The sequence below is a fragment of the Rathayibacter sp. AY1C4 genome, assembly GCF_002932195.1.
Taxonomy (GTDB): domain Bacteria; phylum Actinomycetota; class Actinomycetes; order Actinomycetales; family Microbacteriaceae; genus Rathayibacter.
The window spans coordinates 82,949-108,249 of record NZ_PSWE01000008.1; the positions used below are offsets into that span (position 1 = coordinate 82,949).

Genomic DNA, 25,301 nt, shown 5'->3' on the forward strand with positions numbered 1-25,301 from the left:
GCGCTCCTACCGTCGCGGGGGAGTCTTGGTGTCGACTATGAGGGATGCGTGCCGATTCCCCGCCGGAGTCCGATTCGTGTTCGAGGTCTCACATGTCACCGCTCGGGCAGCACGACCGTCACCCTCACTCCGGCGGGTCGACAGTTCTCGATGGTGACCGATCCGTCCGCGGTGTCAACGAGAGCTGCGACGAGGGCGAGCCCGAGCCCGCTGCCGCCGTCGCGGCTGGTGCGCGCCTCGTCGGGTCGAGAGAAGCGCTCGAACGCGTGCGGCACGAACTCCTCCGGGATGCCGTGCCCAGTGTCCCGGACGCTCAGCTCGAGGGTGGAATCGTGCTGCTCGAGGAGGAGGGTGATGCGTCCGGCAGGAGGTGTTGCGGCGATCGCATTCGCGCCGAGATTGTCGAGGATCCGCGAGAACGCGCTCACCGAGAGCGGGTAGGGCGCGTCGGCGCGCTCGATCGCGGTATCGAGCTCGATGTCGGGGCCGGTGCCGCCGGTGATCGTCCTCAGCCGGTCGACGGAGTCCATCAGCTCGGTCTCCAGCTCGCTCGCCGTCGCGCGCGCGGTGACGGGCGGGGCGGCGTCCAGCCGGGAGAGCTCCAGGAGGTTCGTCGCCAGGCGGGACAGGCGGGCGAGGGACCCCTCGGCGGCGCGGATCTCTTCTTTGAGGGCGTCCGCGTCGCCGAAGTGCCGGTGCGCGAGTTCGAGCTGGGTGATGACGACTGCCAGCGGCGTGCGGATCTCGTGGCTTGCCGCGGACACCATCTGCCGCTCCCGATCGGCGGTGTCCCGCGTCCGGGCGATGAACGCGTTCAACGTCTCCGCCAGATCCGACAGCTCATCAGTCGCCGGGCCTACGGGAAGCTCGCCGCCGTGCCGGTCGCCGAGCGACGCGGCGGTGCGGCGCATCCGCTCGACCGGACGCAGGGCGGCGCCGGTGAGCAGCCATGCGGCGAGGGCGGACAGGATCACGAGGGCCGCGGCGCTGACGAGCAGCGTCCGGTCCAGGGCCGCGACGGTCAGGTCGCTGCCGGCGCCGCTGCGAGCCGCCCACAGCTCCCACGTGCCCGCACTCGTGTCCAGGGTCCGGGAGACGATCGTGAACCGGACGTCCTCGTCGGTCATCACCGTCGAGGTGCCGTCGCTGCCGGTGCTGCGCTCCAGAACCTCGTGGACGTCGTGCGGCATCGTATCGACGGGGACCGCTCCGCCGGGAGCGCGCGCGAAGATCAGGATCCCCTCGGCCGGAGGGTCGGGGGTCTCGGTCGGGTCCGATCCCAGATCGGCGAGATACGGGGCGAGGTCGCCCTCGGCGAGGGTCACCTCGGACGCGACGACGATGCTGCGGAACTGCCCGTGCAGCACGAGGGTGATCACGCCGACCCCGATCAGCGCGACGAGGAGGCTGCCGAGGGTGATCCGGGAGCGGATCGACAGGGAGCGCAGCAGCCTCACTCGGCGCGCTCCAGCCGGTATCCGGCGCCGCGGACGGTCGTGATCCGGAGGCCTGTGTCGGCGAGGGCGAGCTTCTTGCGGAGGTAGCTGACGTACTGATCCACGAGGGTCGGCTCGAACGTCTCCGTAGACCCCCACACTTCGGCGAGGATCTCCGTCCGGGTCAGTACCTCATCGAGATGCACGGCGAAGAAGCGCAGCAGCGTGAGCTCCTTGACACTCAGCGCGAAGGGACGCTCTCGGACCGTCGCGCGCACGGACAGGGCATCCAGGCGCAGCGCTCCGATCTGGACCACTGGCTGCGGGCCGCTGGCTCGGCGCCGGATCTGTGCGCGGATCCGGGCGCTCAGCTCGCCGAAGTGGAACGGCTTGGTGACGTAGTCGTCGGCGCCCGAGTCCAGCCCGAAGATCCGGTCCTCGACGGCGTCCCGCGCCGTGATCAGCACGACCGGGACGGTGCTGCCCGACTCCCGCATCCGTCGGCAGACCTCGAACCCGGTCATCCCTGGCAGCATCACGTCGACGACGGCGACATCGACGTCTCCCGCGGTGAAGGCGATCAGCGCGTCGACGCCGTTGTCGACGAGCTGCACGTCGTAGCCGTCCTCCCGCAGTCCCCGCTCGACGAGGGCACCCATCTGCGGGTCGTCTTCGACGACGAGGATCCGGGACATCAGACTGCGCCGGACGTGCCGAGCAGCAGGCCGATCAGGAACGTCGCCGCGAGGGCCAGAGCGCCGCCGACGACGATGCGGATCATCGGGCGCAGAGCCGGGCTGCCGCCGACCCGTGCGCTGATGTATCCGGTCGCGGCGAGGGCGATCAGCACCACGGCGAAGGTCACCGGAACCCTCCAGTCCGGCGGAGGGAGCAGGATCGCCAGCAGCGGCAGCACGGCTCCCAGGAGGAACGCCAGCGCCGAGGCGCCGGCGGCGGCGAGCGGGCTGGCGACCGCTTCCTCGTTCAATCCGAGCTCCGCTTCCAGATGTGCGGTCAGAGCGTCGTTCTCGGTCAGCTCGCGGGCGACCTGATGCGCTGTCTCCGGGGTCAGGCCACGCGCTCGATAGAGCCAGGCGAGTTCTTCGAGCTCCCCGTCGGGATCCTCGGCCAGCTCGACCCGCTCCTTCGCGATCAGTGCGCGCTGGCTGTCGCTCTGGCTGCTCACCGACACGTACTCGCCGAGCGCCATCGAGATCGCACCGCCGACGACCCCTGCGACGCCCGCCGTCAGGATCGGTGCCGTGGCGGTCGTCGCTCCGGCGACACCCACGACGAGAGCGGCGACCGAGACGATGCCGTCGTTCGCGCCGAGCACGCCCGCTCGCAACCAGTTCAGCCGCCCTGAAATCGCGCTGTCGTGCGGTTCCGCGCGGGGCGAGGAGGGCTGAGGCGTGAATGGGGTCGACATGAGGGCCATGCAAGCACCCACCCCTCGGTAGCGCTAGCCAGGCGAGCCTGCCCGATCCCGTCAGTGCTGCACCGGCTGGGAAGAGACGAAGGGGAGAGGCAGAGCCCAGCGCCGGCCGGGAGTTAACCCATGCAGTCAGGGTGACACGGACCCCCGTCATTCGCACTCGGACAGAGTCATCGATGGTGCAGAGCCCCAGTCGAAGCGGCGATCTGCACACCTCGGTGGGCGAGGAGATGCGGACGGTGCCGGCGGGCTGACCGCTGTCAGCCGGTCTGCTGCGGGCCAGCAGGAAGCCCAACGGCTCCTAGGCTGACCCGATGAGTTCCCCGGCACCGACCCGCCCATTCGTGGGTGTAGCGCGCATCGCCGTCGGTGCAGCCGCGGTCGCGGTGATCCTCCACACCTACGCGCTGAGTATCGTGGCCGGCGAGTCGAATCCGTTCGACTACTTCGGCTACTTCACGAATCAGACCAGCCTCCTCGCGAGCGCGGTGCTGATCGTCGCCGGATCGGTCGCGCTCGCCCGCCGTCCGACTCCGGTGTGGCTGAGCTACGTCCGCGGCGCGGCGACGGCCTACCTGATCGTCGTCGCCGTGATCTACAACACCCTCGTCCCCGGTACCGGCACGGCCCCGCCCTGGGTCAGCGCCGTCCTGCACGTGGCGCTCCCCGCCCTCGTCCTCCTCGACTGGATCGTCGTCGCCGACCGCGGACCGCTCTCCTGGCGACGGCTGTGGGTGGTCCTGCCCTACCCGATCGTCTGGGTCGTCGTCGTGCTCGTCCGCGGAGCGACCGACGGGTGGGTGCCGTACGGTTTCCTGCTCCCCGAGAACGGAATGCCGTCGCTCGTCCTGCACGTCGCCGGGCTGACCTGCGCGGTGCTCCTTGCGGGCGCGCTCGTCTGGGCACTGAGCCGACGCCGCAGATCGGCCGGTTGATGTCCTGTTCTCCGTCGCCGTGAATCATGAGGCGTGCTGATTCCCGACGTCGGGCGCGTCACCTCTCGTGCGCCGCGGCTCGGCCGCAGCGTGCTCTGATCACGCGCGACACGAGATCGATGACCAGCAACCCCGACATCAGTTCAGTCTCGCGAACCCGAGCGCCTTGTGCGCGTCCCGTATGGGGATGATCCAGCGGGCGTCCGGCAGGGCGTCTCCATGCCGGACGACGAGCGGCCCGCTCGCAGGGGGGGGCTTAGCGACGCGCGGATAGTGTGCACTGCGTGGTTGACGTCGCTCGGAAGGGACCCCTGAGTCCGGTGATCGCCGCGATCGCCGTCCTCGGGATGATCGTCGCGCCCGTCGTGCTGACCTACCTCTCCATCAGCGAGAGAGGAATCGGCATGGGATTGATGCCCACCGACGAGGAGGCCGCAGCAGGGAAAGCCTTCCTCCTCGCGGCTGGCATCGTCGCCCTCACCAGCGCTATCAGCGTCTGGGTCCTCACCGTCATTCGCGCGACAAGCGGGGCCCATGCTCACCACGGGTGGGAAATCGTCTGGTGCATCCTGGCGTTGCCGACCGCACTCGTCGGCTTCGCCCTCGCGGCCATCGCCTCCCACATGCCTCAAGGCCGTCCCTCGACTCCCGAGCGATGATCACGGCGGCGCGATGCCAGGCCGACCGTCGCGCGCGGATGATGATCTGGCGCGCGTCCGGTAGGGGATAGGTCACAGAGGCACTGTCGAATTGACAAAGTTCGTTAATGACGCCTGAGACGAAACGGTGCTCTGAGGGCATTCACTACTGAGGGGGTGATGTCGGGTGGTCGGTGCTGCTGAGGCGACGCTGGTGGATCGACTTCGCGGCGGTGACCCGTCGGCGCTGGACGTTCTCTTCCGGATGCACGGCCGCGCGGTCTACCGCGCCGCGGGAAGCTTCCTCGCGGACGCCGGCCAGGCGGAGGACGTCGTTCAGGAGAGCTTCTTCCTGCTCTGGAAGCGCCGCACGAGCGTGCGCATCGTGGGGGAGTCGGTGCTGCCCTGGCTGCTGGTCACGGTACGCAACCTCAGCTTCTCGACCAATCGCCGCGAGCAGCGCCGACGCCACCTGCCCCTCTCCGACGACACCGCCTCTCGCGGCGTCGACGCGGAGACGAGCGACCGGCTGCTCGACGTGCGGCGTCTGGTCGAGCAGATGAGCGCGACGGACCGGGCGATCTGGACGGCGTGCATCGAGGACGACCTCAGCTACAGCGATGCCGCTCGCTCCCTCGGCCTGTCCCACGGGACTGTCCGCAACCGCCTCTCGCGGGTGCGGACATCACTGGCGAGAACCCTGACGGAACGGACAGAAGACCATGGACGATCCTGACCTGAGCGACGAGCAGCTCGAGCGCATCAGCGCACGCCTCGCGCACCGCATCCGCCGCCGCCGACGTCTCGGCCAGGCCGCGGCGGTGACCCTCGCCGGCATCGCGGGCGCGATTCTCAGCGTCGCTGTCCTCACGGCGGTGACGACGGAGCGCGGCACTCCGGTCGCAGCGCCCGTCACCTGCTGGGAACAGGACGGGCAGGGCGTCGCCCTGTCGGGCGAGATTCAGACGCCCGCGAAGCAGTCCACTGCGTCGCTCGCAGCGGCGTGTGCTGCGCTCGCTGGGACCGACGCAGACGGGACGGACGCCGCCTTGTTCTCCCTCGCAGGAACGCAGGTGTGCCAAAAGGGCGGCCGGATCGAGATATTCACGGGACTGACCACCGCGGTCGACTGCACCAACCCGCCCGCGACGCAGACCGGAGTGGACCAGTGACCGTCAGGCGGGCGAGAGTCCTCCCCCTCATAATCCTCTGCCTCTCCGCGGCGCTCCTCGCCAGTGGATGCGCGACGAGCGCCAGCAGCCCCGGGTCGCCGTCGACGGCGCAGCTGCCGGGTGAACTGCTCAGCGCCGAAGACGCGACCAAGCCCGTCTACGAGACCACCGCTGTCATCGGCGATCAAGGATCAGGCGGATGGCTGCTCGATCACCCCGTCAGTCTTCGCATCATCGGCATCGACGGCCGGTCGAAGCTCAGCGTCGACGGGCCGTGCAACACGCTGACCTACGACCTCCAGTCCGCGGGTCTGCAGACATCCCTGTGGGTCGTCAGCGGGGGCCCCGCGACGACCTACGTCGGCTGCCTCGCCGCCGCTGGCGAACGAGAGCAGTGGCTGATGGACGTCCTGGGCACCAAGGACGTCAGCCTCACCCAGACCTCCACGACGATGCGCATCCGCTCCGGCCCCGTCACCATCGACGCCACCGCCAGCATGAGCCCCATCTCCACCGAGACGCCTGCCCAACCAACGGAGACGACGGAGGCCCTGACACCCACCGTCCCGACACAGGGCCCGCCGGGCACCCCCATCGCCGCCGCCGCCTCTGAGGGGCCGATCATCGACGTCCAGCAGCTGACAAATCCGGCGCTCGACCTGGCCAACGGCACCGGAAGACTCCTCTCGACGCTCAGTGCGGAGGAGAAGAAGCAGTACCCGATCTACGCGGTCGGAACCACGTACGAGGAGCTCGCCGCGTATGACCCCGCTCTCGCGGACCACTACTGGGTCGCACAGGACGAGCCGGTCTGGGCGCTGACCGTGCACGCGCCCGCGGAGAGAACAGACGTGCCCTATGGCTTCGACCTCCATCGGGTGGACGTCTTCACCGCCGTCTACGACGGGATCAGCGGAGAGCTCCTGACGTCACAGGGCGATGTCGACCTCGCGTCTCTCGGTGCGCCCGGCGAGCTGATCACCGCCGGATAGATCCTTAGTTACCGTCCGTATGGGAATCCCCAAACGGGACGCCAGAGGCGATGCGGATGAGGCGAAGCGCGCGATTGCTTGGTGGCGCGCTCGCTACGCTCACGTGATGGTCGGCCTCTCGCAGTGGCGCCGGCGAGCTGACGCTCGCCGTTCGCGCCGCGCCCGGTTCCGGGTTCTGCTCGCTGAGATTTGTGCTGAGTGCTCGCACCCCTGGGTGGAGCACCTCGCGGACGCCGGCCTGGTCGGCAGCCCCGTGTGCTCGGAGTGCGTCTACGAGCTCGAGCATGGGTTCAGTAGCGGACCGATTTGTCACCGACCGGTTCCGATCGATGTGTTGAGTCGCGCTGATGCCGCTGCGGCGGCGGCAGGGCAGGGCCGCAGTGATCAATTGGTCGGAGGAGGCCGGATTCGGGTCGCAAAAGAAGACCGTGACGCCTCATGTCAGCGTCCGGCGAGAGTGGTCAGCAGGTCCTGGATGCTCGTCTTCTCGACAACCGGGTCGGGGCTGCCGGCGCGGACGGAGGAGAGAACGGGGTCGATCTGCTGGTCGACGTAGGTCCACGTCTGGCAGTTCGCGGCGCTCAGTGCGGGCTCCGCGTCGTCCCAGGCGGTCTCGAGGTCGGTGGCGCGGGCTTTCGCGCCGGCCTGATCGCCGCTGGTGACGAGGGCGAGGGTGTCGGCGGTGATCGTCTGGAAGTTCTGCACGTCGGCGGAGGGGAAGTCGGTCTGAACGGATGCCTTCGCGTCAGCTGCGGACAGCGTTCCCGACGCATCGCAGGCCGGGGCTGCGCCTTCCGGTGCCGGACTGGTGTGCGGCTGGCTGTTGGTGAAGGCGAGCAGCCCGACGACAGCGACGGCGAGGACCGCGAAGGCGACGAGTGAACGGCGTTCGCGGGCGACTGGCGTGGTGTAGTGCTCGGATGCGCCCTTGTCGACATCGGCCTTGCTGAGGGAGAGGTAGACGACGGTGGCGAGGATCGCGAGCAGGAAGATGATGCTGGTGACGAAGGTGCCGAGCCCGAGGCCCTGCTCGTCGGGGGAGAGGCCGAGCCAGTCGCCGATGTTGGCGCCGAGGGGGCGAGTGAGGATGTAGGCGATCCAGAACGCGAGGACGGGGTTCGCTCCGTAGCGCCAGAGGCCCGTGACGATGGCGATCAGGGCGAGGGGCAGGAGGATCGAGACGCCAGGGCCCCAGCCGGTGAGCTCGAGAGTCCAGTCGCCGAGGGCGGTGCCGAGCGCGAAGGTGACCAGGACGGTGACCCAATAGAACGCCTCCCGCGGGGTGGTGTCGATGCTGTGGATCGAGAGGGTGCGCTCCTTCGAATACCAGACGCCGAACACGATCACGAGCAGCAGCGAGAAGACGAGGGAGCTGGCCCAGAGAGGCACTCCGAGCTGGTCGGTGAGGATGTCGGTGAGCAGGGTGCCGGTGACGCTCATCACCACGACAGTCAGCCAGTACGCGGCGGGCACGTAGCGTCGCAGCCGCATCTGCACGGCGAGCACGACCGCGGTGACGATGATGAAGATCACAGCCGTCGCGATGAGGCCGACGCCGAGGACCATGTTGATCCAGTCGGCGAAGCTCTCACCGACCGTGGTGCAGAGGATCTTGATTATCCAGAACCAGATCGTGACCTCGGGGACCTTGCTGAGCAGCCGCCGGCCGCGGGACGGTGCTGCCGTCGTTGAGATGTCCATGCCCGCAGAGTCCCAGCCGGGACGTGGGCGGCGGCTCGGGATGCGCCGTGCTGCGTTGTGTTTGCTCACAACGACCCGAAGCTCCGCGGTTCGACCAGGTCGGTACCGAGCCGATGGGCTCAGGTTCTGTGCTTTCACAACGGATGCGGGGGAATCCTCCGCACCCGGAGCCCGCGCATTCGTAGCGTGGACTCCTCCGGCGTGCTGCGCGCCGAGCGAGGAGGACGGCACTGATGCCGAACAGCGGACCCCCGGCCGATGGTGCGATCGCCTATCGGGCGGCGCGACGCTGGCCGCTGATCTCGGCGGGCCTCGCGGTGCTGCTCACGGGACTTCTGGCCGCGCTGATCTTCTACCGGGAGCACGACAAGCCGTTCGGGTTCGACACCGCGTGGATGAACGAGATCATCGAGCACCGGTCGACGTTCTGGTTGGTGCCGTCGCTGGTGATGAACAGCCTCGGCGGCGGGATCGTCGGCACGATCGTGATTCCGCTCGTCGTGTTCGTGGGGCTGCTGGTCTGGCGGGGTCGGTGGGCGGCGACGTACTTCGCGATCGCCGCGCCGCTGAGCGGGCTGCTGGTGCAGATCCTCAAGAACGCTGTCGGTCGTCCGCGGCCGCTGGAGATCCTCGTGAACGCCGACTTCGGCTCGTTCCCCTCCGGCCACAGCGCGAACGCCACCACGACCGCGATGGTCCTCGCGATCGTCTTCCCGCTGTGGTGGGTCCGCATCGCCGGAGCCCTTTACACGGTGGCGATGATGCTCAGCCGCACCTACCTCGGTGCGCACTGGATCTCCGACACCGTCGGCGGGCTGCTCCTGGGCGCCGGGGTGGCGTTGATCGTCTGGGCGCCGCTCGCGGTCAGGCTGCACACCGAACGTGCTGCATCACCGTCGTTCCGTTGGCGGCGCTTCTCCGGGCACCGTCCGACCAGATGACGGCGGAAGGCAGCGGGCAGCGCTGCCGGTGAGCGGGTCGCTGTGCGCTTGTTCAACGGACCCGGCGAAGCCCCCAGCCCCGGGTGCCGCAGACTGCCCGACCATGGCGGCATGACGCATCTCACCGATCAGCGCCGCCCTCCGCTCCCTCGGATCCGCTCCCGCCTCCTCGCCGGCCGCTACGCCGCCTCGACGGTGCCCGAGGCGACGGCGCTGTTCTGGGTCCTCAAGGTGCTGACGACGGGGATGGGCGAGACGGCGTCGGACTTCCTCGCGACCGCGTTCGACCCGGTGATCGTTGTCGGAGTGACCGGGCTCGCGTTCCTCGCCGCGCTGGCGCTGCAGTTCGCAGCCCGCCGGTACGTCCCCTGGGTGTACTGGCTGGCGGTGCTGATGGTGAGTGTCTTCGGCACGATGGCCGCCGACGTGCTGCACGTGGTCGCCGGTGTCCCGTACCTCGTCTCCACCCTCGGGTTCGCGGTGGCTCTCGCGGCGGTCTTCCCCGTGTGGTGGCGGGTGGAGCGGACGCTGTCGATCCACTCGATCACGACGCCGCGCCGGGCCGCGTTCTACTGGCTCGCCGTCTCGGGGACGTTCGCACTCGGCACCGCAGCGGGCGACCTGACCGCGTCGACCCTCGGCTTCGGCTACCTGCCCTCCGCCGTCCTGTTCGCGGCGATCATCGCGATCCCCGCTCTCGTACACCGGTTCACGGGGCGGAACGCGGTCCTCGCGTTCTGGGCCGCCTACGTCGTCACGCGACCGCTCGGCGCCTCGGTCTGCGACTGGCTCGCGGATCCCGTCGCCCAGAAGGGCCTGGGCCTGGGCACCGGCCCGGTAACGCTCGCGGCCCTCGCGGTGTTCCTGCTGCTGGTCGCGGTGATCGCGCTCCGCCGACCGCGCGCGGCCGTCACGGCGACCCCCTGAGCGCTGGGCTCAGGCGTCGCGTCCGGCGCGGTTCTTCTGCCGCCAGTAGGTGAGCGCGATCCCGGCGAGGCTGATCACGACGATGCCGACGAGGACGATGTCGATGTACTTCCCCACGAAGTCCGCGACGCCGGGGATCTGCCCGAGGAAGAAGCCGAGGAGGATCACGCCGGTGGACCAGACGGCGGCGCCGAGTGCGTTGAAGCCGACGAAGTGGCCGTAGTGCATCTTCCCGACGCCCGCGGCGACGGGGGCGAAGGTGCGCACGACCGGCACGAAGCGGGCGATGGTGACCGCCCAGCCGCCGAACCGGTCGAAGAACGACTGGGTGCGGGCGACGCTCGAGCGGCTGAAGAGCCCGCTGTCCTTGCGCTCGAAGATCCGCGGCCCGCTCGCGCGGCCGATGACGAACCCGAGCTGGTCGCCGAGGAACGCGGCGGCGGCGACCATCAGGATCACCAGCGGCACCGGCAGGGAGATCACGCCGGTCGCGACGAAGACACCGGTGAAGAAGAGGAGGGTGTCACCGGGGAGGAAGAACCCGATCAGCAGGCCCGTCTCGACGAAGGCGATCAGGCAGACCAGGGCGATCGCCCAGGGTCCGGCGCCGTCGAGGAGGGATTGGGGGTCGATCATCGGTTCTCCTTAAGAGAGGTCGGGTGGGGCTGCGTCGCGGGGATGCGGACGTCGACACCGAGGCCGTGGGGGGCGAGGTTGCGGAGTCGGAGCTCGCCGCCGGCGGCGCGGCTGAGACCGGCGACGATCGCGAGCCCGAGGCCGGCGCCGCCGTCGCGGGAGCGGGCGGCATCCGGGCGGGTGAAACGGTCAGTCGCGACCGCGAGGAACGCGTCAGGAACGCCCGGGCCGTCGTCGTCGACGGAGAGGACGATCTCTTCGGCGCGCTCGACGAGGGTCGCGCTGACGCTGCCGCCGTCGGGCGTCGCAGTGACGGCGTTCGCGAGCAGGTTGTCCAGGATCCGGCCGAAATCGGTCGGGGAGATCGGGTACCGGGCGGCGACGATCGAGGCGGGGGCGACGAAGTCGATCGCGAGGTCCCGCTCGCGGGCGAGCATCCGGGCGCGGTCGACGCTGTCGGCTACCTCCTCCCGCAGAGCCGCCGAGGAGGCGTCGCCGGTAGCGATGCCCGCGTCGATCCTCGACAGGATCAGCAGCCCGTCCGTCAGGGACTGCAGGCGGTCGATCGAGCGGCGCGCGTCGACGACATCGGCGTAGAGAGCCGCCGGATCGTCGCGGACCCGCTCAGCGAGCTCGAGCCGGGTGCGCAGCGCGGCGAGCGGGGTGCGCAGCTCGTGGCTCGCGTCGGCGACGAGCCGCCGCTCCCGGTCCGCCGACTCCCGCAGGTCCGCGATCAGCGCGTTCAGGGTCGAGGCGAGGTCGGAGAGCTCGTCGCGGGCGGGCCCGACCGGGAGCAGCTCGGTGGAGCGTCCCTGGCGCAGCCGGTCGGCGATCGCGCGCATCCTGCCGACGGGGCGCAGCGCGAGGCCGACCAGGACCCAGGACGTCACAGCGAACGCGACGAACAGGATCGCGAGGGCGATCAGGAGCGTCGTGCTGACGCCGCCGACGACGGCCTCGGCGGTGTCGCGGCTCTCCTCGATCAGCGCCTGCGACGCTCCCGAGCGGACCAGCTCGATCGTGGAGGCATCGAGGATGTGATCGAGCTGCTCGCGCACGACGACCGCGACGATCCCGAAGAACAGCATCGCGACCAGCAGGCTCGACACCGTGATCCGCACCCGGATCGACAGGGACCGCCAGCTCACGGCGTCACCCCGAGGCGATAGCCCGCACCCCGTCGGGTGAGGATCTCGACCGACGCCCCGCCCGCGGCCAGCTTGCGGCGGAGGTAGCTGATGTACTGCTCCGCGATGTTGTGGTCCACGAACTCCGCCGACCCCCACACCTCGAGCAGGATCTCCTCCCGCGGCACGAAGTCCCCGGCGCGCGCCGCGAGCGCGCGGAGGACGCCGAACTCCTTGGGGCTCAGAGGCAGGACGGCGCCGTCGACCGTCGCGGCGTGCGCGTAGGGGTCGACGCGCAGATTTCCCAGCACGACCGGTGCCCGGTTCGTGAGGTGCTCTCTGCGGATCATCGCTCGGAGGCGGGCGGAGAGCTCCTCGAAGTGGAACGGTTTCGCGAGGTAGTCGTCGGCGCCCGCGTCGAGGCCGAACACGCGGTCCTGCAGGGCGTCGCGGGCGGTGAGCATGATCACCGGGAGCGTGGCACCGCTCGCGCGCAGGTGCCGGCAGATCTCGAAGCCACTCATCCCCGGGAGCATCACGTCGAGGATCGCCGCGGAGTAGTCCGCTTCGCGCGCCGAATTGAGCGCGTCGACCCCGTTCGAGAACAGGTCGACGTCGTAGCCGTCGCCGGTGAGGCCCCGCTTGATGAGCTCGCCCATCTCGACGTCGTCTTCGACGACCATCACCGCGTCACGCATCCAGGCCTCCTACGGTCATGCTCGCACCCGTGGCGCGGCGGAACCGGCCTACTCCGCGGAGAGATGCGGCTTCTCAGCGGTACGCACTGCATACAAAGGCAGCACGTGCGGCCCGATGGAGCAGCACGCCCCTGGTGCGCAGACGATCTCGGACGCGGGCACCGACATGGACGCCGACCTGCAGTCGGCGCGGTGTTGTGCGCTGCGCGCATTTTTTGCCTGGAAGCCTTCGGCAGCGTACGGGCCTCCGGCGTCCACGCAAGCCGCTGCGCGGCCGGCTCCTCCGAGGTTCTCGACACGCGGTCGCTGCGCTCCCTCACATCGCGCCGACAACCTCTCCTCCTCCGCCCTCCGGGTTGCGCTCCCACCTCCGACCCTGCTCGGCACTACGTGCCTTCCAGGCAAAAAAACGCTGGGAGAGAAGGAAGAACAACCGAGCCAGACCACCCCCGCTGGCTTGACAAACCTGATTGAGAATCTTCACCTCTCCGCGGTTCCAACCTATTTCGCTCCACCGGCTGCGTGCCACCGATCCCGGACGCGCCCTACGGGCTTATTTCGCCCGTGATCGGTGTCACTCCGCCGGCTCCACTCAAACGGTTTTCCCCGCCGGAGAGGCAAAGAAAAACGATCAGCCAGGAGCAGGAGCAACACACATGGACACCCTCGAAGCGATCCTCCGTGACCAGATGGTCACCTACCTCGTCAGCAAGAACATCCTCTGCCCGCGCACCGGGGCCGTTCTCGACTCGCGCACCTGTGTCGTCTTCAACGACGCGGACGGGGATCCCGCGGTCGTCATCTCGCCCGAGGGCTGGCAGCAGATCGCGAAGGAGCCCGCCACCCTCGACCGCCTCGCGGAGCGCGGGATCACCGTCGACATCAACACCGCGCTGGCCGCAACCCGCTGAGAGGAACAGACCATGTACCGCACCGACACCGACACCGGCCTCGCGACCCCCGATCAGGTCGCCCTCATCATCACCGACCAGCGCGCTCACTGGGACCAGAACGCCGACGACAGTCGTCATCGCGACGGGCGCTCTTCTCGCGGTCGGGCTGCGGCTGATCCTCACCTCAGGGCAGCTCCCTCCTCTGTTCTGACGAGCGGGCCGCGCTGACTTGTTGTCATGCTTACAAGTCGGACCTCGCCCACCGTCCCGCCTCCGCCCGCGCATCCCGTCAGGGCGAGCAGCAGTGCTCCTGCCAGTGCGATCCCTGCGGTCGTCCGCCTCATCGTGTCCCCCGATCACTCCGCCGCGGCACGTCGCCGGGCGCGTCACCTCGACGCCAACAGCAGCCGCCCGCCCGGACGGAGTCGTCCTGGCGGGCGGGCAGCCCCCGTCCCGGTCACGCGCGCGGGATGACCACCGAGACGCTCGCGCGCGAGGCGCCCGAGACGGCCGTGACCGTGCCGGTGCCGGCGGCGATCGAGCTCTTGCCCGTGCGGAACACCTTGGTCACCGTGGCGCCCGGGGCGACCGCGGCCGAGGACGCCGTGCCGTAGGGCGTCACGACGGTCAGATCGGCGGCCGCGCGGCCGGTGTTCGTCGCCGTCACCGTGACGACGACCTTCCCGAGGATCAGCCGCGAGGTCGCCTTCGCGGTGACGGAGGCGCCGGGCGCAACGCTCGCTCCGGCCAGCGCCGTCGTCACGCCGTCGACGCGCGCGGTGATCGAGACGGTGCCGGCGGTGGAGCCGGTGCGGATCCGGGGGAGCGCGGCGACGCCGTCGGCGCCCGACAGCACCGCGGCGGTCGTCGCTCCGCTCTCGAAGGCCGCCGGCCCGGTGATCGCGAAGCCCACCGAGCGGCCCGCGAGGGCGCGACCGGAGGAGTCGCGCACCAGCACGGACTGCGCGAGGTCGCGCGTCGTCGCGGTCGGCACGCTCTGCAGCGTCCCGCGCGCCTCCGCCGAGGCCGCGAGGGCGATGCCGTTCACCTCGATCTCGGCCACGCCCGTGGACCCGCCGTACTCGCCGGCTCCCCACGCCGTGAACACGAGCCGCAGCGCCGTCGTGGTCACCGGAGCGAACGTCGCGCGGTTCAGCACGTCGCGCTCGCGGGCGGGAGCCGCTCCGCTCACGGGAGTCCAGACGTCGCCGACCAGGTGCTCGACCCGCCACGACCGCGCGGGGATCAGCCCGCGTCCGTCGGTGTCGGCCGCGTCGCTCGCGAACAGCACCGAGGCGCGGTCGACGGTCACGGCGCTCGGCCAGCGCAGCTCGACGTGCTGCTCTCCGACCCGGGGCCAGGAGCCCCAGATCGTCGAGGCGGCGCCGTCGGCGACCGCTCCGACCGAGGTCCACGGCGAGGTGTACGAAGCGCTCGTCGACGAGGCGAGCGGAGCGATGTCGCCGACGTAGTCGGTGCACGGCACGGTCACGGTGACCGTCGCGGTCCGGGTGAGCTCGTCGATCCGGTCGACCCGCACGGACATGCCGGAGTTGAGCACTGCGCTCTCTCCGGCGAGCACGAACTCGTTCGCCTCGCTCGCGTCGCCCGGACGCTCGAGCAGGTCGCCGGCGTACGGCTGGCCCGGGTTCGAGCGCAGGATCTGCACGCCCGAGACGTCGCGGCGCACCTGGAAGGGACTCGTGTACGCGCCGCCGTCGGACGTCGTGTCGGCGCGGTCGTTGTACTGCGCCCAGTAGCGGATGCCCGTGTCCTGCGGGTCGTTCCAGGTGAGCGCACGCCGGCCGGCGGGTCCGGCTCCGAGGGTGTCGAGCGTCGTGGTGCGGGGTGCGCCGCAGACCGGCTGGCGGGTGTTCGGCAGCGTGCCCAGGCGCGCCAGCGACGGGGACGACAGCGGCAGGAACGACCAGGCGCCGCCCATCACGTCGGTCCGGTTGCCGTACTCCTCGCGGCGGCAGTCCGCGGGCAGCGGGGTGGAGGCGTAGTCGCGGGTCGTGGCGCAGTTCACGCTGTAGGCGTGCGGCAGCGAGAGGTTGTGGCCGAGCTCGTGCGCGAGGAAGTACGCGTCCGGTCCGGGCTGGAACGCGCGTCCGCCGTCATCGGGATCGCCGGACTGCTCGCCGTTGGCCCAGTTCGGGCACGGGTCACCCTCAGGCACCATGGCGACCAGGTGCTTGCCCGGTCCGCGCTGCCAGCCGGTCCTCTGCGCGATCCAGTCCTGCAGTCCGCCCGTGTTCGTGCAGCCGATCGGCTGGTCGACGACCTGCCAGTCGACGACCTGGTCGAGCTCGAAGCGGATCGCCCCGCTGGTCTCGCGGGAGTAGAACCGGTCGACGAGGTCGAGGGCGCGGACGGCGTCGGCGGTCGTGTACCCGCCCGGGACGGTGCCCTGCGGAGCGACGAGCGCGATCGTCACGCGGTGCGTCTGCACCTGGGCGCGCGCCGGGATCTCGACGTCGACGAAGTCGGCGTCGAGGGCGAGGGCGGCCTGCTGCGTCGTCGCGTCCGCCTCCGGCTCGATCACGGTGGGCTCGGCGTCCGGAGCCGCGACGGGGCGGTCCGGAGCGGGAGCGGGAGCGGCGGGAGCGGGGGCCACCGGAGCGGCCGCCGCTGGAGCCGCGGCGGGCCCTCCGGCGACGAGCCCGGAGGCCAGCAGCAGTCCGGTGAGCGCTCCAGGGAGCAGGGCGTGTCGTCGTCGCATGGTCGTCCTCTGGGTCGGTCCTCGCTGAGTGCCCCGAGCGGCAGCAGGCGGGGGCACGAGCTCCCGCCGACCTCCTCGCCGCTGAGGAGTCGGCTGACGTTACCGTGAACATCCGTGCAGGAACGGGCAGATGTCCCTCCGCGGCGGCCCCTTTCCGGGTGGGGACCAGAAATGACGAAGGCCGGGAGCGGGACCCCGGCCTTCAGCGACGATCAGATCTCGGTGTGCCCCAGATCCGCCGCGTCCAGCAGTCGGATCTCGGTCTCACATGCAGGGGTCGCAGGTGGGGGAGGGCCGGCCTTCCAGCCGGCCCGCGAGGGGCGATCCCCTCACACTCCCCGGCATCCCCGTTCCGGGGGCGCGAGCTGCACTCGCGCAGCGGCGACGGAGCGCCGCCCAGAGGTTCGGCCGGCGGTGCCGGCCGCTGATGTCGCCCGTTGGGCTCACGCTTCTTTGCCGTGAAGCCTTCGGCGGCTCCCTCCGCTTCGCTGCGGTCGTAGCTACCTACGGGCTCCGTTCAAGTGGCTGCGCCACCGGCTCCTCCGAAACTTCGGCACGCGGTCGCTGCGCTCCCTTATTTCGCGCCGAAACTCCCTCCACCGCCGCCCTCCGGGTTGCACTGCGCCCTTCGGTTGCTCAGGCGGAGAACCGCCTTCCTTACCGTTATTTCCGTGGATCCGGGGCAGTTGTAGGCTCCGGAACGCGCCAGGGATCCCGGGTATGGCTGACCGCCTTCAGCCGACTGATGGCACGCCGTGATTAGCCGCCCGGGATCCCGCAACGGCAGGACCGCTAATGGAGAAACGCGACCAGATCGCCCCGTAAGGACATGCCGGCAAGGTCGTTCATGGCGCACCGCGCCCCTCAACGGAAGGACCCTGCGTGCCCCAACTCTGGGCCGGTATCGACGCCGGCAAGACCGAACATCACTGTGTCGTCATTGATGGCAACGGAACGAAGCTGCTGTCGCAGCGGTTTAAGAACCGAGAATCGGCGATCCTGACCTTGATGGGTGACGTCGCGTCTCTGCCGGGTGGGACGGACGTCGCGTGGGCGACGGATCTGAACCACGGCGGGACAGGGCTGCTGCAGTCGCTCCTCAGCTCCCATGCTCAGCCCCTGTTCTACATTTCGGGACGCGTGATCCACCACGCGTCGGGCGCCTACAGGGGCGAGGCGAAGACCGACGCGAAGGACGCGGTCATCATCGCCGACCAGGCGCGGACCCGGCGAGACGTGACGCTCATGCGCCAGGCCGACGAGGTCACGGCGGATCTGCGCCTGCTGTCGGCCCGGCGGGAGGACCTGGTGCACGATCGCACCCGCGCCGTGAACCGGCTGCGCGCGATCCTGGTCCACTACTTTCCGTCGCTGGAGTCAGCGTTCAACTTCGCAACGACCAGGGGGCCACTGGTGCTGCTCACTCGGTACGCGACGCCCGCAGCGATCCGGCGAATGGGAGAGAGCCGTCTCGCGTCGTGGCTGAGGGGGCAGGGGTGCTGGAAGTCTGCGGTCGTCGCGAAAACAGCGATCGAGGCCGCTCGTGAACAGACCTCCGTTGTCGTGGGGGAAGCTGCCGCAGCTCGGCTGATCAGCCGGTCCGCGCATGACCTTCTCCGCATCCGGGACGAGCTCGCCGAGTTGGAGGCAGAGATTGAAGCAGCGCTCGAGGGAAGCACTTCGGCGGAATTGCTGGTGTCGATCCCGGGATTCGGGCGCAGGATCGCCGCGGACTTCCTTGCCGCGACCGGTGCTGATCTCGCCGCGTTCGAGAGTCCCGATCGGCTGGCCAGCTTCGCCGGCCTCGCGCCGGTACCTCGCGACTCAGGGAAGATCTCCGGCAACCACCACCGGCCCAGGCGCTACGACCGGCGCCTGCTGAACGCCTGCTTCCAGGCGGCCTTCATCGCTTTCAGAACTTGCCCCGTCTCGCGCTCGTTCTACGAACGGAAGCGACGTGAAGGCAAGTCTCATAAGCAGGCGCTGATCGCTCTCGCTCGACGCCGCATCAACGTGATCTGGGCGATCTTCCGGGACCAGACCAGGTACTCAATCACATCGACAGACCCTGCCGGATCCGCGTCCGGGGCCGTTGCGGATGTGTCAGCGGTCCGTACTTTCGATGCCGGTGCTTGAAACGCGGAGTCGATCAGACCCGTGCGTGGGAAGGTTGCCAGGTTCAGGACGGCCGCCCGTACACGGCCGATGAATGCGCTGGCCACACTGCGCGTGGTCCATTGGCCAAAGTGGCGTCTCTGTTCTTGGAGGCGGCGCGGGAAGCTAGCTGGTGCGTGAAGCTGACGTGTACCCCGGGTCAGAGGTACAGGATTGCGCCGTCGGCAACGTTTTGTGCACCATCGGTGCCTCCCCAGACGAGGACCGCGCCCTCTCCGACGACTACCGCCTGACCGAGGCGGGTGCCACGTGGCGGTTCTGGAATCCGGCTCCAGGTGCGCTCCGACAGATTGAGGAGCGAGTCATCGAGGAGTGCCAGGTTGCTGCTGACTGCTCCGCGTGCAGACGTCCACAGACCGTGCTGAGCATGGTCCGGCCTGCCCGCCGGTAGCGTCTTCCATTCTCCAGTCGAGGCATTCCAGATTCCGCCGAGGTCGTAGAAGCGGCCCCAGTTCCCCACCTCACCACCGTCCGCGCTTCCCCGCTCGGGGAAGATGACGTCATTCCCGACAGCGAGTGGGCTGCCGCCGATGATCGGACTGCCTGGCAGCAGCGTCCATGTCGTCAGGTCTGCGTTGAGCTCGGCCATCCGGGTCAGCGAGGGAGCTTCCGCGCCTGGGTTGTCGATCAGTTGCTGACCAGAGAGCAGGAGGCGATCGCCGAGCCAGACCGCGCTCCGATTGAAGCTGTCGCCGAGCGGATCCGGCGGTAACGGGGTCCACGCTCCGGTCGTGGGTGAGAAGAAGGCATCCTCGGTAGGACCGAACTCGTTCGTCCCGGCGATCGCGAGGATCTGCGTATCGGTGGCGATGATGCTGCTGCCGGTGGTCGGTGGGTCCGGCAAGGGCTGCCACTCTTCTGCGCCGAGGTCGTAGCGGAGGAACACGTCGTCGCCCGTTGTGAGATCCGCTGCGCCAAGGAGGTAGAGGCTGTCATCGATTGCCGCGGTGCTGAAGAAGCTCACCGGAACCGGCGCCTCCGCGATCCGCTGCCAGGTTCTCGTGTCCGGATCGTAGACAGCCCCATCGCTCCGGTAGCCGGTAAGGGACGGCACGCAGCTCGCAGTCGGAGGACATGCCAGGTCGGTGGATCCACCGATCAGAACGAAGCGTGTGCCGACTACCTGGGCGCTGACGCCCTGGCGGGCGGATAGCGGCGACTCTGGCAACTCCACCCATTCGTCGGCCACTCTGTCGGAGTCGGTTTCGCCGGTGGTTGCTGGTCCTTCGTTTGCCCGTGGCGTGGCCGCGCATGAGGTGAGGAGGAGCAGGCTCAAGAGAGCCGCTGCGACATTCCTGGGCTGCACTGAGACTCCCCTTCGTCCACATTCCTCACAGCGTGTCCGCCGCGGTGCTGGAGGTCTCACGCGACGTGATATCCGAACCGTACACGGGAGCCGGGCTTTCCCTTCCTGGCGCGAATGAGCACGAGCTTGCCGTCATGACAGGGTTCACGCTCGAGGACGTCCGGTCATTGCTTCGAGGTGCTTGAACGGCGGCCTGGACCGTCCCGTACGGGATCGTCCTCCGGCCGATGGAACCCCTGCGTGGCGACACTGCGGACGAGCGGACGCCGACCTGCAGTCGGCGCGGTGTTGGGCGCTGCGCGCATTTTTTGCCTGGAAGCCTTCGGCAGCGTACGGGCCTGCGGCGTCCACGCAAGCCGCTGCGCGGCCGGCTCCTCCGAGGTTCTCGGCACGCGGTCGCTGCGCTCCCTCCCATCGCGCCGACAACCTCTCCTCCGCCGCCCTCCGGGTTGCGCTCCCGCCTTCGACCCTGCTCGGCACTACGTGCCTTCCAGGTAAAAAACGCTGGGAGAGAAGGAAGAACGACCAAGCCAGACAGCCCCCGCTGGCTTGACAAATCTGATTGAGAATCACGGCAAAAGAACGATGAGGAAGAGGAAGAACATGCAGCAGATCACCACCGTCAGCACCTTCGTCCCGGCCGCGAACGAGGAGGGGATGCAGAGCCAGTTGCGCCGGATCGCCGAGCGCGACGTCGACCTCTCAGGTCTGGCACGCAACGGGTGGGCGCTGGCACACACCGCCACGATCCCCGGCCCCGAGGGCGTCATGTTCGTGGACACCCTCACCCGCACCGAATCCTGACCCGCACCACCACCGAGGAGCAAACGCCATGTCCGACACCATCACCACCAGCCCCGCGGCCGAGGAGCCGACCCTCTGGGGCGCGGTGGCCGAGTTCGCGTCCGTGTTCTCCCACGGAGAAACCGCCGACGAGCTGGCCGTACGACTCAGCTGCGCCGAGGTCGACGCGCTGGCCGGACTCCTGCGAGCATTCGGACGAGATGAGGCCGCGGACCTGTGGATCGCGGAGCACGCGAGCGACGACGACGAAGGCGACGCCCACACCCCGGAAGGAACCCACCGATGAGCGAGCAGCAGCAGACCACGCCCGACCCGGCGGCGACCTACCAGGCGGCCGTCGCGGCCTTCGCGGCCACGCTCTCCGACCCGGCCGTCACGGAAGCGATCGCTCCGACGCTGCCGTGCTGGCGCGCGACGGGCATCATCGACCTCCTCACCCAGGCCGGACACACCGACGCCGCCGAGAAGTGGGCCGAGCTGCACGCCTGGTCCCCGGTCAACGACGAGCACGACCCGCACCGCGGCGACCGGTGGGACGACTGATGCTCACCGTCTACTCGAAGCCGTCATGCGTGCAGTGCACCATGACCTACCGGGTGCTCGAGAAGAAGGGCATCGAGTACACCACCGTCGACATCACCACCAACCCCGCAGCGCTCGCGTACGTCACGGAGGAGCTGGGCTACTCCGCCGCCCCCGTGGTTGTCGCGAGCGACCAGGACCACTGGTCGGGCTTTCGCCCCGACCTCATCGAGAAGCACGCCGCATGACCGGCCCGAACGTCACTGGCGACGACTACCGGGCCGGGTACCTCGCCGGACAGGCCGACCGGCAAGGCGAAGTCGACTGGCTGGAGAACGAGGCCGACCGGCTGTACCGCCTCGCCTACGGCGACGAGCGCCGCGTTCCCGCCCTCACCGTCACGCGCGCCGAGCTCGAACAGCGCAGAGCGCTGTCCGAGCCGCCCGTGGAAGTCACCCGCCGCGACGCTCTGGCGTCCTGGGGCATCGAGACACCCCCCACCGACACACCCGCGGCCGCGGCCGCGAACGAGAACCCGTCGACGTCGACGGGACCCACCAACCGCACGAGCAGGAGTCTCAATGAGGACGTCAAGGCGGCCTAGTCCCGCTTCGAGCCGTTGACGCGGGAAGTCGACGGTCAGAAGGGGTCCTGCTAGTTCTCAAGGCTCGCGGAGAGAGTGGACGTCGTTCCGGGTGGGCGGTAATCGCCGGCGAGGTGGATGAGATTTCGGGTGCGCGTCCAGCCGTGCTCGCGGGTCTCGGCGTTGCTGTGGGTCTCCACGAACAGCTCGAAGTCTCGCTCGCCCTTTGTGTCGTGCACCCAGGCGAGAACTTCCTCGACCGAGCTGGCATCCGTGATCCGCTGCGGGTCATGCGTCACCGCCAGCTCGTCGTCGGTGCCGGTCCAGAAGCAGACCCAGTAGATCAGCGGCTCCTCGCGCTGTGCATCAAAGAACGATTCGTTCCATTCGGCTCGCATCGGCCCTCCCCTTGTCGAGCTTGACGATAGCGCTGCCCACGCTACGGCGTCCGAAGAGGCATCGCCCTCCAGCCCGCGGTGGCACCGCCATCGGCGGCTCACTGCGGCTGCGAACGTTCAGAGTCCCTCTGCATAGCGCTCCTTCCGAAGTCGAGCTCGCCTACGCAACGCGACTCGGAGGTGCTTGGGTGAAGGTGCGGTTGTCGCGCAGCAGGGCCCAGAGCACGCTGACGCGTCGTCGGGATAGGGCGAGGAGTGCCTGCGTGTGCTTGTACCCTTCGCCGCGTTTCTTGAGGTAGAAGTCGCGGTTGGGTCCTTCGCGGATGACCGAAGTTTGCGCTGAGAGGTAGAGCGAGCGGCGCAGCTGTCGGTTGTACCGCTTGGGACGGTGCATGTTCCCGGTTCGACGTCCGGAGTCTCGCGGAACGGGTATCAGCCCAGCTGCTGCGGCGAGGTGGCCGTCGTCGGCGTAGTTGTCGAGTGGCCCGGCTGCTGCGAGGAACTCGGCCCCGAGGATCGGACCCATCCCGGGCATCGACTCGACGATCTCGGCCTGCGGGTGCGCGCGGAATATCGTGGTGATCTGGTTCTTCAGCGCTCGGAGGCGAGTGTCGAGGGCGAGGATCTGCGTTGCAAGGTCGGCGATGATCTGCGCCGCGATTCTCTCGTTGCCGATCTGCGTCTGCTGCCCGCTCGCGGCCTCGAGAGCAGCCTCCGCGACCGAGGGAGCACCCTGCACGCCTCGGCGGCTCAGCCACTTCGTCAGGCGCGCCTGCCCCATCCGGCGAAGCGCGATTGGAGTCTGATAGCCGGTGAGGAGGACGAGCGCGCCCTTGTGTTTGGCGTAGTCGAATGCTCGGTCGAGGCGGGGGAAGATGCCAGTCAGCACGTCACGGAGCCGGTTGAGCATGCGGACGCGGTCGGCGACAAGATCGCCGCGGTGGGCGATCAGGAGCTTGAGGTCGGCGATGATCTCGACCGGCATCCTGATCGGGGTCAGGTCGTGGCGGTGCCGTGCTGTTTCGGCGATCACGTAGGCGTCCCGGGCGTCCGTCTTCGCTTCGCCCCGGTACGCGCCGGCCATCCGGTTCACGATCCGTCCGGGGACGTACAACGCGGACTGGCCGTGGCTTGCGAGCAGGGCGAGGAGCAGCGCAGATGTCGTGCCGACGATGTCGACTGCCCAGGTGAAGTTCTCGCCGAGGGCGAGCACTTCGGCGATCGAATCGAGGATCTCGCCTTCGTCGTTGCTCACTTTCTTCGTCCAGAGCATGGCGCCCTGGTCGTCGATCGCTGTCACCCAGTGATGCGCCTTGCCTGCATCGATGCCCACCCAGACGTGAGCTCGTTGATCGTTCAACTCGTCCTCCTCGGTTCTGATCTACCTCGTGTAGGCCCGAGGAGCACCCAACCGTCATCTCCGTAAACAGCGACCGAAACGCACATCTCAATTAGCGGCCAGGGGCACCCCAGGGGACCGGACGGCCACTCCTGCTGAGCCACACGATCGGCGACGACAGATAAGCCACATTCGGCCCCCTCGGGCCACCACCAAACTTACGGAGACGACAGATGAGCACCAGGACCATCACCGGCAACCTCGCCGCCGACCCCGAGGCCGTGCAGGCGGGCCGCGTGCAGATCGTGAAGCTGCGCGTCATCGAGAACACCGGCGAATACCGCGCGGGGGAGTGGACCCCGCACGACGCCCCGACCACGCACTACGTCGAAGCGAAGTTCGAACTCGGCGAGCACGTGCTCGCCTCCCTCCACAAGGGAGACGCCGTGATCGTCGTCGGCTACGAGCGCACCGTCGCCTGGGGCGAAGGCGAGAACCGCCGCACCGGCCGCGTCCTCGAAGCCGACGCCATCGGCCCCAACCTCACCCGCGCGACCGCCGTCGTCACCACAACCACCCAGCGCGCACCCCACCGAAACGCCGCCCCCGCGGCTGAGTAGGACTCGGCCCTCCGAGATACTCCGCCATCCGCCGCAGAGTTCGCCGTTCTACGGCCGATACTCGCGGTTCTCCGTAGAGGACGGAGGCGGTCCGGGGTTGGGCTGCTGGAAGCTGCCCACGCCCAGAGCAGCGAGTCCCGCGGACACCGCCGCGCCCAGAAGACGGAAGACGATCACGAACGCCTTTCCGACGAACTTCAATACGTTTGCCATCACGAGACCATCGCTTTCCAGAACTGATCGCAACGCTAGTGGTTCCGAGCGAATCCCGGTGGGTTCTACTCCGAGCCGTTCGCGATCCGGACCGCGTAGAGGATGACGTGATCCTCCGAGATCGCTGTGCCCACTTCCGCGATCGCCGCGGCGCTCGTCGCCGCGTTGCTGCGCACCACCGTTGATGCCGATTCCGCGCGCGTCCGGTGTGCCAGTTCCCACATGCCTCCATCGTCGCATCCGACGCTGACACGACCCGCTCGAGCGCGGGGGCCGGCGGCGCCGGCCCGTGAGGGGCGACCCCCTCACGCTCCCCGGTGTCCCGTTCCGGGGCGCGAGCTGCACTCGCGCAACGGCGACGGAGCGCCGCCTTTGGGAGGCCGCGATGCGGCCCGTTCCACCCGTTTTCTTCACCTCTCCGCGGTTTCAACCTATTTCGCTCCACCGGCTCCGTGCCACCGCTAGCGGACGCGCCCTGCGGGCTTATTTCGCCCGCTATCGGCGTCACTGCGCCACCTCCACTCAAACGGTTTTCCCCGCCGGAGAGGCAAAGAAAAACGATCAGCCAGAGGGAGCACTCACACCATGCAGACCACCACCGACTTGCAGACCACCGCGAAGACCTACCTCACGCTCGCGAACACCCGCGCGGTCGACGTCCGCGTCGTGGGCACCGACCCCACGACGATGCCCTCGGTGCACGTCACCCGCCGCAAGTCCGGGGTCTGGGAGGCGTGGCACTCCGACCAGCTGCACGGCATCACCAGCGGCTCATTCCGCCACTGCGTCGCCCACGCCCGCCGCGCAGCGATCCGCCGCGTCGCCCCGTTCCTGAACCGCTGAGAGGACCACACCATGACCCGCACCGTCACAGGCCGCGCCACGGCCGAACAGCTCGCGCTCATCCTCGCGATCAGCCGCGACGAGGACCCGGAGAACACCACCGCGACCGACGCGGAGATCCTCGCGCACACCCGCAACACGCTCGGACTGCCGGGGGAGTGCGGACCCGGCGCGATGCCTGTCTACGACGACGGCACCGCCGAGGCCGCCGCGCTGATCGCGTTCCTGACGCCCGCCGAGTAGTG

Annotated in this window: 29 protein-coding genes; 18 read left to right on the forward strand and 11 right to left on the reverse strand. The window is 69.1% G+C overall.

Annotated features, from left to right (window positions below):
* Positions 1-95: 95 nt before the first annotated feature.
* The 3 genes from C5C99_RS05945 to C5C99_RS05955 are packed head-to-tail and all read right to left on the reverse strand — an operon-like array spanning position 96 to position 2,865.
* On the reverse strand, positions 96-1,457 hold the full coding sequence (locus C5C99_RS05945) for a cell wall metabolism sensor histidine kinase WalK (RefSeq protein WP_104339775.1): 1,362 nt from the start codon (positions 1,455-1,457) through the stop codon (positions 96-98).
* Entirely contained in the window at positions 1,454-2,131 is a 678-nt protein-coding gene (locus C5C99_RS05950; RefSeq protein WP_104226516.1) for a response regulator transcription factor, read from the reverse strand. The genes C5C99_RS05945 and C5C99_RS05950 overlap by 4 nt, the downstream gene beginning before the upstream one ends.
* Positions 2,131-2,865, reverse strand: a complete 735-nt coding sequence (locus C5C99_RS05955) for a VIT1/CCC1 transporter family protein (protein ID WP_258063407.1) — start codon at positions 2,863-2,865, stop codon at positions 2,131-2,133. The genes C5C99_RS05950 and C5C99_RS05955 overlap by 1 nt, the downstream gene beginning before the upstream one ends.
* Before the next feature lie 350 nt (positions 2,866-3,215).
* Between C5C99_RS05955 and C5C99_RS05960 the strand changes: the two genes are divergently transcribed.
* The 5 genes from C5C99_RS05960 (at position 3,216) to C5C99_RS05980 (ending at position 6,608) form a co-directional block, all read left to right on the forward strand.
* Positions 3,216-3,806, forward strand: a complete 591-nt coding sequence (locus C5C99_RS05960) for a Pr6Pr family membrane protein (protein ID WP_258063645.1) — start codon at positions 3,216-3,218, stop codon at positions 3,804-3,806.
* 320 nt (positions 3,807-4,126) lie between these two features.
* Positions 4,127-4,465 carry a hypothetical protein gene (locus tag C5C99_RS05965; RefSeq protein ID WP_104297602.1) on the forward strand — a complete coding sequence of 113 codons (339 nt, stop codon included), beginning with the start codon at positions 4,127-4,129 and terminating at the stop codon, positions 4,463-4,465.
* Positions 4,466-4,658: 193 nt separating this feature from the next.
* Entirely contained in the window at positions 4,659-5,180 is a 522-nt protein-coding gene (locus tag C5C99_RS05970; protein ID WP_146082413.1) for an RNA polymerase sigma factor, read from the forward strand.
* The gene (locus C5C99_RS05975) at positions 5,167-5,616 is read left to right on the forward strand and encodes a hypothetical protein (protein WP_104260259.1); all 450 of its coding nucleotides are present in this window, start codon (positions 5,167-5,169) and stop codon (positions 5,614-5,616) included. The genes C5C99_RS05970 and C5C99_RS05975 overlap by 14 nt, the downstream gene beginning before the upstream one ends.
* The gene (locus C5C99_RS05980) at positions 5,613-6,608 is read left to right on the forward strand and encodes a hypothetical protein (protein ID WP_104339776.1); all 996 of its coding nucleotides are present in this window, start codon (positions 5,613-5,615) and stop codon (positions 6,606-6,608) included. Before C5C99_RS05975 ends, C5C99_RS05980 begins: the two co-directional genes overlap by 4 nt.
* 441 nt (positions 6,609-7,049) lie before the next feature.
* Here the strand turns inward: C5C99_RS05980 and C5C99_RS05985 are convergent, their stop codons facing one another.
* Complete coding sequence (locus C5C99_RS05985; protein ID WP_104339777.1) at positions 7,050-8,309, reverse strand: hypothetical protein; 1,260 nt, start codon at positions 8,307-8,309, stop codon at positions 7,050-7,052.
* A gap of 233 nt (positions 8,310-8,542) precedes the next feature.
* On the opposite strand from C5C99_RS05985, the gene C5C99_RS05990 reads away from it, so the two are divergent.
* On the forward strand, positions 8,543-9,250 hold the full coding sequence (locus tag C5C99_RS05990; protein ID WP_258063646.1) for a phosphatase PAP2 family protein: 708 nt from the start codon (positions 8,543-8,545) through the stop codon (positions 9,248-9,250).
* A gap of 111 nt (positions 9,251-9,361) precedes the next feature.
* Positions 9,362-10,177: a hypothetical protein gene (locus C5C99_RS05995; RefSeq protein ID WP_104339778.1), complete on the forward strand. Its 816-nt coding sequence runs from the start codon at positions 9,362-9,364 to the stop codon at positions 10,175-10,177.
* Positions 10,178-10,186: 9 nt separating this feature from the next.
* Here the strand turns inward: C5C99_RS05995 and C5C99_RS06000 are convergent, their stop codons facing one another.
* Genes C5C99_RS06000 through C5C99_RS06010 form a run of 3 tightly spaced genes read right to left on the reverse strand, consistent with a single transcriptional unit; the run spans position 10,187 to position 12,638 of the window.
* Positions 10,187-10,813, reverse strand: a complete 627-nt coding sequence (locus tag C5C99_RS06000; protein WP_104250829.1) for a DedA family protein — start codon at positions 10,811-10,813, stop codon at positions 10,187-10,189.
* Positions 10,810-11,961: a HAMP domain-containing sensor histidine kinase gene (locus tag C5C99_RS06005; RefSeq protein WP_258063647.1), complete on the reverse strand. Its 1,152-nt coding sequence runs from the start codon at positions 11,959-11,961 to the stop codon at positions 10,810-10,812. Before C5C99_RS06005 ends, C5C99_RS06000 begins: the two co-directional genes overlap by 4 nt.
* Positions 11,958-12,638, reverse strand: a complete 681-nt coding sequence (locus tag C5C99_RS06010) for a response regulator transcription factor (RefSeq protein WP_104223238.1) — start codon at positions 12,636-12,638, stop codon at positions 11,958-11,960. The genes C5C99_RS06005 and C5C99_RS06010 overlap by 4 nt, the downstream gene beginning before the upstream one ends.
* A 656-nt stretch (positions 12,639-13,294) precedes the next feature.
* Between C5C99_RS06010 and C5C99_RS06015 the strand changes: the two genes are divergently transcribed.
* The gene (locus C5C99_RS06015; protein ID WP_104308045.1) at positions 13,295-13,549 is read left to right on the forward strand and encodes a hypothetical protein; all 255 of its coding nucleotides are present in this window, start codon (positions 13,295-13,297) and stop codon (positions 13,547-13,549) included.
* Positions 13,550-13,561: 12 nt separating this feature from the next.
* Complete coding sequence (locus C5C99_RS06020; RefSeq protein WP_104273022.1) at positions 13,562-13,759, forward strand: hypothetical protein; 198 nt, start codon at positions 13,562-13,564, stop codon at positions 13,757-13,759.
* 229 nt (positions 13,760-13,988) lie between these two features.
* Here C5C99_RS06020 and C5C99_RS17065 read toward each other — a convergent pair whose 3' ends face one another.
* Positions 13,989-16,253 (reverse strand): Ig-like domain-containing protein, encoded by a 2,265-nt coding sequence (locus C5C99_RS17065; RefSeq protein WP_181074556.1) that lies wholly within the window; start codon positions 16,251-16,253, stop codon positions 13,989-13,991.
* Between the two features lie 882 nt (positions 16,254-17,135).
* Here C5C99_RS17065 and C5C99_RS06030 point away from each other — a divergent pair.
* Entirely contained in the window at positions 17,136-18,389 is a 1,254-nt protein-coding gene (locus C5C99_RS06030) for an IS110 family transposase (protein WP_104339779.1), read from the forward strand.
* A gap of 178 nt (positions 18,390-18,567) precedes the next feature.
* Here C5C99_RS06030 and C5C99_RS06035 read toward each other — a convergent pair whose 3' ends face one another.
* Positions 18,568-19,617 carry a hypothetical protein gene (locus C5C99_RS06035; protein ID WP_104339780.1) on the reverse strand — a complete coding sequence of 350 codons (1,050 nt, stop codon included), beginning with the start codon at positions 19,615-19,617 and terminating at the stop codon, positions 18,568-18,570.
* A gap of 720 nt (positions 19,618-20,337) precedes the next feature.
* Between C5C99_RS06035 and C5C99_RS06040 the strand changes: the two genes are divergently transcribed.
* From C5C99_RS06040 to C5C99_RS06060, 5 genes are read left to right on the forward strand one after another with little or no spacing between them, the layout of a single operon-like run.
* Positions 20,338-20,538 (forward strand): hypothetical protein, encoded by a 201-nt coding sequence (locus C5C99_RS06040; RefSeq protein ID WP_104261639.1) that lies wholly within the window; start codon positions 20,338-20,340, stop codon positions 20,536-20,538.
* A 28-nt stretch (positions 20,539-20,566) separates the two neighbouring features.
* Positions 20,567-20,824 carry a hypothetical protein gene (locus tag C5C99_RS06045; RefSeq protein ID WP_219813609.1) on the forward strand — a complete coding sequence of 86 codons (258 nt, stop codon included), beginning with the start codon at positions 20,567-20,569 and terminating at the stop codon, positions 20,822-20,824.
* Complete coding sequence (locus tag C5C99_RS06050) at positions 20,821-21,081, forward strand: hypothetical protein (protein ID WP_104256091.1); 261 nt, start codon at positions 20,821-20,823, stop codon at positions 21,079-21,081. The genes C5C99_RS06045 and C5C99_RS06050 overlap by 4 nt, the downstream gene beginning before the upstream one ends.
* Positions 21,078-21,308, forward strand: a complete 231-nt coding sequence (nrdH, locus tag C5C99_RS06055; protein ID WP_056045893.1) for a glutaredoxin-like protein NrdH — start codon at positions 21,078-21,080, stop codon at positions 21,306-21,308. Before C5C99_RS06050 ends, nrdH begins: the two co-directional genes overlap by 4 nt.
* Positions 21,305-21,664, forward strand: a complete 360-nt coding sequence (locus C5C99_RS06060; RefSeq protein ID WP_104339781.1) for a hypothetical protein — start codon at positions 21,305-21,307, stop codon at positions 21,662-21,664. The genes nrdH and C5C99_RS06060 overlap by 4 nt, the downstream gene beginning before the upstream one ends.
* A gap of 50 nt (positions 21,665-21,714) precedes the next feature.
* Here C5C99_RS06060 and C5C99_RS06065 read toward each other — a convergent pair whose 3' ends face one another.
* Both C5C99_RS06065 and C5C99_RS06070 read right to left on the reverse strand, forming a co-directional pair.
* Positions 21,715-22,041 (reverse strand): hypothetical protein, encoded by a 327-nt coding sequence (locus C5C99_RS06065; RefSeq protein WP_104320009.1) that lies wholly within the window; start codon positions 22,039-22,041, stop codon positions 21,715-21,717.
* 160 nt (positions 22,042-22,201) lie between these two features.
* Positions 22,202-23,401, reverse strand: a complete 1,200-nt coding sequence (locus C5C99_RS06070) for an IS110 family transposase (RefSeq protein ID WP_104320010.1) — start codon at positions 23,399-23,401, stop codon at positions 22,202-22,204.
* Positions 23,402-23,613: 212 nt separating this feature from the next.
* Here C5C99_RS06070 and C5C99_RS06075 point away from each other — a divergent pair, with 212 nt between their 5' ends.
* The 3 genes from C5C99_RS06075 to C5C99_RS06085 all read left to right on the forward strand — a co-directional run bounded on the left by C5C99_RS06075 (position 23,614) and on the right by C5C99_RS06085 (position 25,299).
* A complete protein-coding gene (locus C5C99_RS06075) occupies positions 23,614-24,000 on the forward strand; it encodes a single-stranded DNA-binding protein (protein ID WP_104339782.1) in 387 nt (128 codons plus the stop codon).
* Between the two features lie 798 nt (positions 24,001-24,798).
* On the forward strand, positions 24,799-25,056 hold the full coding sequence (locus tag C5C99_RS06080; protein ID WP_104339783.1) for a hypothetical protein: 258 nt from the start codon (positions 24,799-24,801) through the stop codon (positions 25,054-25,056).
* 12 nt (positions 25,057-25,068) lie between these two features.
* The gene (locus C5C99_RS06085; protein ID WP_104319919.1) at positions 25,069-25,299 is read left to right on the forward strand and encodes a hypothetical protein; all 231 of its coding nucleotides are present in this window, start codon (positions 25,069-25,071) and stop codon (positions 25,297-25,299) included.
* Positions 25,300-25,301: the final 2 nt, after the last annotated feature.

Excerpts from the sequence above, each read along its gene's own strand:
- C5C99_RS05950 (WP_104226516.1), bottom strand. The coding sequence starts at position 2,131 with ATGTCCCGGATCCTCGTCGTCGAAGACGACCCGCAGATGGGTGCCCTC.
- C5C99_RS05955 (WP_258063407.1), bottom strand. The coding sequence starts at position 2,865 with ATGTCGACCCCATTCACGCCTCAGCCCTCCTCGCCCCGCGCGGAACCG.
- C5C99_RS05975 (WP_104260259.1), top strand. The coding sequence starts at position 5,167 with ATGGACGATCCTGACCTGAGCGACGAGCAGCTCGAGCGCATCAGCGCA.
- C5C99_RS05985 (WP_104339777.1), bottom strand. The coding sequence starts at position 8,309 with ATGGACATCTCAACGACGGCAGCACCGTCCCGCGGCCGGCGGCTGCTC.
- C5C99_RS05990 (WP_258063646.1), top strand. The coding sequence starts at position 8,543 with ATGCCGAACAGCGGACCCCCGGCCGATGGTGCGATCGCCTATCGGGCG.
- C5C99_RS05995 (WP_104339778.1), top strand. The coding sequence starts at position 9,362 with ATGACGCATCTCACCGATCAGCGCCGCCCTCCGCTCCCTCGGATCCGC.
- C5C99_RS06000 (WP_104250829.1), bottom strand. The coding sequence starts at position 10,813 with ATGATCGACCCCCAATCCCTCCTCGACGGCGCCGGACCCTGGGCGATC.
- C5C99_RS06010 (WP_104223238.1), bottom strand. The coding sequence starts at position 12,638 with ATGCGTGACGCGGTGATGGTCGTCGAAGACGACGTCGAGATGGGCGAG.
- C5C99_RS06015 (WP_104308045.1), top strand. The coding sequence starts at position 13,295 with ATGGACACCCTCGAAGCGATCCTCCGTGACCAGATGGTCACCTACCTC.
- C5C99_RS06020 (WP_104273022.1), top strand. The coding sequence starts at position 13,562 with ATGTACCGCACCGACACCGACACCGGCCTCGCGACCCCCGATCAGGTC.
- C5C99_RS17065 (WP_181074556.1), bottom strand. The coding sequence starts at position 16,253 with ATGCGACGACGACACGCCCTGCTCCCTGGAGCGCTCACCGGACTGCTG.
- C5C99_RS06040 (WP_104261639.1), top strand. The coding sequence starts at position 20,338 with ATGCAGCAGATCACCACCGTCAGCACCTTCGTCCCGGCCGCGAACGAG.
- C5C99_RS06045 (WP_219813609.1), top strand. The coding sequence starts at position 20,567 with ATGTCCGACACCATCACCACCAGCCCCGCGGCCGAGGAGCCGACCCTC.
- C5C99_RS06050 (WP_104256091.1), top strand. The coding sequence starts at position 20,821 with ATGAGCGAGCAGCAGCAGACCACGCCCGACCCGGCGGCGACCTACCAG.
- C5C99_RS06060 (WP_104339781.1), top strand. The coding sequence starts at position 21,305 with ATGACCGGCCCGAACGTCACTGGCGACGACTACCGGGCCGGGTACCTC.
- C5C99_RS06065 (WP_104320009.1), bottom strand. The coding sequence starts at position 22,041 with ATGCGAGCCGAATGGAACGAATCGTTCTTTGATGCACAGCGCGAGGAG.
- C5C99_RS06075 (WP_104339782.1), top strand. The coding sequence starts at position 23,614 with ATGAGCACCAGGACCATCACCGGCAACCTCGCCGCCGACCCCGAGGCC.
- C5C99_RS06080 (WP_104339783.1), top strand. The coding sequence starts at position 24,799 with ATGCAGACCACCACCGACTTGCAGACCACCGCGAAGACCTACCTCACG.
- C5C99_RS06085 (WP_104319919.1), top strand. The coding sequence starts at position 25,069 with ATGACCCGCACCGTCACAGGCCGCGCCACGGCCGAACAGCTCGCGCTC.